The organism is Olivibacter sitiensis DSM 17696 (assembly GCF_000427965.1).
Classification (GTDB): Bacteria; Bacteroidota; Bacteroidia; order Sphingobacteriales; family Sphingobacteriaceae; genus Olivibacter; species Olivibacter sitiensis.
Window position 1 is genome coordinate 1 of the sequence record NZ_ATZA01000087.1, and the last position, 5,737, is coordinate 5,737.

Below are 5,737 nucleotides of genomic sequence, written 5' to 3' on the forward strand. Positions count from 1 at the left end.
AGCCTATACCAACTACCAAATAGAGGACGATCTGCTGGAGAACGATCAGATTGCCCTTAAAGTGCACCGAAAGGCAAACAGCAAAAGGAAGGACAGTGCAAGCGCGGCATTCATAAAAGAGTATATGAGAAAAAGGGTGGAGACGACCATCAGTGAGATAAAGGGGCTGTTTCTTAGAAAAATCCATGCCGTAACATTTAGGGGATGGATTCTTAAAATATCCCTGTTCATCTTCGCTTTTACATTGAACAAGATTATATAACTAGCAACTTGAATTAATTAAATGGCGTCTAATTTTTTTACAAATCAAAGCTCCAATACACTCTACAAAAAATTTGTGGGAGTATTTGAGTATATGCAAAACATTGAATATTTCAAGTCTGTTATTGGCTACTTTAGGGCATCAGGATATTTTGTCATTCGTAAACATTTTCCTGAAACATTAAAAGTTAAGATTATCGCGGGTATTAATGTGGATCCCTTTATTGCTCTCGCTCAAAAACAAGGTTTGCTTTTTAATGCGAATGCAAAAGACACCAAACAATCATTTATTGAATCAGTACAAGAGGATATTATCAATGCAAAATATAGTCAGGAAATAGAAGAGGGCATTTTACAACTTATCAACGATATCGCAGATAACAGAATAGAAATTAGAGCACATAATTCTAAAAAACTTCATTCGAAGTTTTACATCTTTCTATCTCCAAATTTTAATGAACACAACCCAAATGGAACAGTAATAATGGGATCTTCCAATCTTTCAGCACAAGGTTTAGGTTTGGAGAATGTTGAGCACAACTATGAAATGAATGTAGAGCTGAGGGATTATGAAAATGTAAAATTTGCAGATACGGAATTTGAAATGCTTTGGTCTCAAAGTACTCCAATATTACCGGTAGATGCCCCCACTTTGATTAAAAAAACCTATTTGGATGTAAATCCAACACCTTTCGAACTATACGTAAAATTTCTAATAGAATTTTTCGGGAAAAACATAGAGTATGACCCTGACAGCATCAGTGATATTCCTTTAAAAAAGTTCAAGAAATTGAGTTATCAGATTGATGCAGTTAATCAGGGATATGAATTGCTATTAAAACACAATGGTTTTTTCCTAGCTGATGTGGTGGGGACAGGAAAAACCGTTATGGCTGCTTTACTGGCTAAGAAATTTATTATCAACAATGGGGCAAAAACCAAAATCCTCATTGTATATCCTCCTGCATTAGAAAAAAACTGGAAGAGTACTTTTAAGGAATTCAGAATTGATGAGAAATGTGATTTTGTTTCTAATGGAAGTCTGGACAAAATCATCAATGAAGTTGACCCATTAAAATACAAAGAAAAGTACGATTTAGTGTTGGTGGATGAAGCCCACAAATTCAGAAATCATAGTAGTCGCCAATTCCAAAATCTTCAAATCATTTGTAAATCTGGCAGAGAAAATATTGGAAATATTGAAGGGTTTGAAAAGAAAATAGTACTGATTTCAGCTACACCCTTAAATAACAGACCTGAAGACATCTATTATCTGATTTCTTTATTTCAGGATGTAAGGAACAGCAATTTGAATGAACCGAATCTCCAAAAATTCTTTTATCCTCATATTGTTCGGTACAAACAGTTGATACAACAAACACCACTTGATTTACAAGGTATTCAGGAAATTTTCAATGACATAAGAGACAAGGTAATAAAAGATATAACCATCCGCAGAACTCGTACCGACTTAAATAAAAATGAGCGGTATGCAAAGGATTTAAAAGAGCAGGGAATCATCTTTCCTACTGTAGTAGAACCTTTTGCTAATGAATATGAGTTAACACATGATTTAGCTGAATTGTTCTTGGATACGGCAAATAGTATTATTGATAGAAACAAAATAGACTTCTTTCGTTATCAGGCAATTGCTTATTTAACAGATGAAGCAAACGATGGGCTATACCAGAGTGCGAAAACTATTTCACGTTCATTGGCATCAATCATGCAGACGCAGTTGATTAAACGTTTGGAAAGCAGTTTCTATGCGTTCAAGAAATCGCTGAACAAAATCACTACTTCGACAAAGCAAATGATTGAAATGTACGAACGGGATAGCGTTTTTATTGCACCAGACCTAGACATTACAGACTTGCTTAACAAGGGCTATACTGATGAAGAAATTGAATTGGAAATTCTGAAAATTGATGACGATAAGCCAAAGAACAAAAAGTTTAAACAATCCGATTTTAAACCAGGATTTATTGAAGGTCTGAGACGGGATTATGAACATTTAGTTAATTTGAATGAGCACTGGCAGCGAGTTGACGAAAGCAAAGACCCGAAATGGAATGTTTTCATTGGGTTGCTGAAAGACGAATATTTTAACACAGCGAAAAATGAATTGGGTAAGCTGGTTATCTTTACGGAATCGGCTGACACTTTAACTTATTTGACCCAACGGCTTTCTAACGAAACATCCTATAAAGTTTTGAGCATTACGTCGGACAACAGAAGCAAAATGTTCGAGGCCATTCGGGAAAACTTCGATGCAAATTATGAGGGTACATTCAGGAATGACTATGACATTATCCTCACTACAGATGTGTTGGCAGAAGGTATCAACTTGCATAGGGCTAATGTGATTGTCAATTATGACACGCCTTGGAATCCTACTAAATTAATCCAACGTTTAGGTCGTATCAATCGTATCGGAACTAAGGCACAGTTTATTTACAATTACAATTTCTATCCTTCGGAGCAGGGAGACAACAGAATCAATCTTCGTCAAAAATCGCTGGCTAAATTGCAAAGTAGCCATAGCACATTTGGAGAGGATAACAAGATATATACGTTGGAAGAGATTATCGACCAGTTCAGGATGTTTGAAGAGAAGGAGGAAGACAAAGATTTAAGGACACAGTATCTGGAATGGCTGAGAAAATTCAGGGAGCAGAATCCTGAGCATTTTAACTCAATCCGCAAAATGCCTTTGAAAGTTCGTTGTATCAGAAATGCTCCAGACAAACAACAAAGCATTGCTTTTGTGAAAAATGGTGAACACAAAAATATATACCGCTATTCGGACGGTAGTTCGAAATCTCTGCCATTCGAGCAGGCTGTAAAAGTATTTGAGGCACCTCTTTCCGAAGAAGGTATAAAAGAGATACCTGAATTACATTACCAGCAAATCAATCATATAGTAACACAGTTTGAAAGTGACATTACGACTCCTGAAATGATTGGTAGTGTTGAAGACAAAATGGATGTAAGGTCAAATAAGGCATTGAACGATTTAAATAACTGGTTGGCCAATCAGATTATTTCAACCCCACAAGCCATAGAAGCAGGTAAGAATTTGATGCCCTTGCTTAAGAATGGCACTTACACCAATTTAACCAATGAGGTATATAAATTACGGAATGAAACCGACCCGATAAAGCTGGAAAATGAGATTATCCGTCTGGAACGAAAATATACGTCAAAAGTAAAGCGACCGGAAAAAGTCGATTTGGAACCGATACAGCCAAAAATAATTATATCAGAAACATTTGTGTGATGGAAATAAAAAAAGAGCTCATACAACAAATCCAATCCATCATTGCTGCTGCAAGGGATAAGGCTATCCGGTCTGTTGATACGGAAAGGGTGCTGATGTATTGGCAAATCGGGAAGGTGATCTTTGAAGAAGAACAAGATGGTAAGGAACGTGCTGGTTATGGAGAATACCTGATTAAGTCGCTCGCCAATGAGTTGGAACCTCAGTTTGGGAGTGCATTCTCCTACCGGCAGTTAAATTGGTTTCGCCAGTTTTATCGTACATTCCCGATTGTGAACGCACTGCGTTCACAATTCAGCTGGACACATTACAGAACACTGATACGCATTGAAAATCAGGATAAAAGAGAGTTTTATCTTGCGGAAGCGGAAAAAAACAATTGGACGGCAAGGCAATTGGAGCGACAGATAAACAGCCAGTTATTTGAACGTTTGCTGATGAGTAATGATGTAGCATCCGTTTTAGAGGTAGCCAGAGTGGAGAAACTGCCAACGGAAGCGAAAGAAATCATTAAAGACCCTATGGTGTTAGAGTTTTTGGGGTTGAAGAGAGAAGCTTCCTATTATGAAAAGGACTTGGAAAATGCAATCATTACACATTTGCAGGATTTTATCCTGGAATTAGGTAATGGCTTTGCATTTGTGGCACGGCAAAAAAGAATACATATCGAGGGCGACGAGTATTTTGTGGATTTGGTATTTTACAACCGTTTGTTGCAAAGCTTTGTTGTCATTGAAATCAAGACCCAAAAACTTACTCATCAAGACATAGGACAGTTGCAGATGTATGTAAACTATTATGACCGATACGAAAAACAAACGTATGAAAACCCGACCATAGGCATTTTGCTCTGTACCGACAAAAATGATGCAATGGTGAAAATCACCTTACCAGAAAATAATAACACCATCATCGCCAGTAAATACCAACTGTACCTACCAACAGAGCAACAATTGATTGACGAGGTGAAAAAAGAAATTGAAAAACTGGATAATAAAGACATTGAACAATGACAGTATCAGAAATAAGACATATTCTCGAAAGCCCATACGATAGGAAAGTCTGGAAAAACTTTCTGCAAACGCAGTTTACCAACAACAAACTGAATGCAGAAGATAGAACGATTGCTTTATCTGATAAGACCATCAGCAAGCAATGCCTCAGTTTGGGTAACTACGAAATCAATGAATACACCAAAATCGGGATTTTTGAGATTGAGGTCAATGAAAAAGTAAACCTTTCCCGCAACCGTGTAGCACTCCGAAACTTACTGAAAGATATTACCAAGCAGGTAGCTGGTGCAATGGTAGTATTTGTACAAGGTGACAAATGGCGTTTCAGTTATATCAGCAAGCGTAAAATCAAGAATAAGGAAACCAATACCATTGAAGATAAGCAAACTGCTCCTAAGCGATATACGTACCTATTTGGTAAAGGTGAAAAAGCACTTACTGCTGCCAATAGATTTCATAAACTGATACAAAAACAGCAAGATAATCTATACCAATACCTAAACTTAGAAGATTTTGAATGGGCTTTCTCGGTAGAGAAACTAAGTAAGGATTTTTTCAAGAGCTACAAAGAGATTTACGAAGACTTTGTTCAATTCCTTACAGGTAAACGATATGCAAAAAAGGGCAGCAAATATGTGGAGCAAGTTATCCACAAACCGGATTGGCAGTTAACTGCTTTATTCGGAAAAGATGAGAAACAAGCCCGTGATTTTTGTAAAAGAATGATGGGACGTATCGTATTTTTATACTTTATTCAAAAGAAAGGGTGGCTTTCTGTGAGAAAAGCTAAAAAATGGGGTGAAGGAAACCCTGATTATTTATACGATTTGTTTCAGAACACTGAGTATAAAGATGACTTTTATGCTAGGGAATTAGTGCCTCTGTTTTTTAATAGATTGAACCATCGTTAGTTTGAACTCTAAAGAATAAAGACAAGCAATGAGAATAAATCGTGAGGTATATCTTTGGATAAAAAGCTCCATCTGCTGCCCTAACTTTATTTAAACCATGGGTAGAACCCAAGCTTCATATTAAGGACAGCAGATTCATTGAGTCAAAGCCAGAGAGTATTTAGGGCAGAACCCATTATCACGATGTTAGCCACTCAATACGGAGCATAAAACGTAAAGTTTATGCAAGTATATGGAATAGATTTATCAAAGGAGAAGTTCGATGTGAACTT

3 protein-coding genes and 1 pseudogene are annotated in these 5,737 nt (G+C 36.8%); all 4 read left to right on the plus strand.

Annotated elements, in window-relative coordinates; all coding sequences use genetic code 11:
- Window positions 1-262, plus strand: a pseudogene (locus A37S_RS27640) (IS982 family transposase); the annotation flags it as partial.
- Window positions 263-355: 93 nt separating this feature from the next.
- Window positions 356-3,541, plus strand: coding sequence for a helicase-related protein (locus A37S_RS0122210; protein ID WP_211229845.1), 3,186 nt, complete (start codon window positions 356-358; stop codon window positions 3,539-3,541).
- Window positions 3,541-4,554: a PDDEXK nuclease domain-containing protein gene (locus A37S_RS0122215; RefSeq protein WP_028298845.1), complete on the plus strand. Its 1,014-nt coding sequence runs from the start codon at window positions 3,541-3,543 to the stop codon at window positions 4,552-4,554. The genes A37S_RS0122210 and A37S_RS0122215 overlap by 1 nt, the downstream gene beginning before the upstream one ends.
- On the plus strand, window positions 4,551-5,465 hold the full coding sequence (locus tag A37S_RS25805) for a hypothetical protein (RefSeq protein ID WP_051293396.1): 915 nt from the start codon (window positions 4,551-4,553) through the stop codon (window positions 5,463-5,465). The genes A37S_RS0122215 and A37S_RS25805 overlap by 4 nt, the downstream gene beginning before the upstream one ends.
- The last annotated feature ends 272 nt before the right edge of the window (window positions 5,466-5,737 follow it).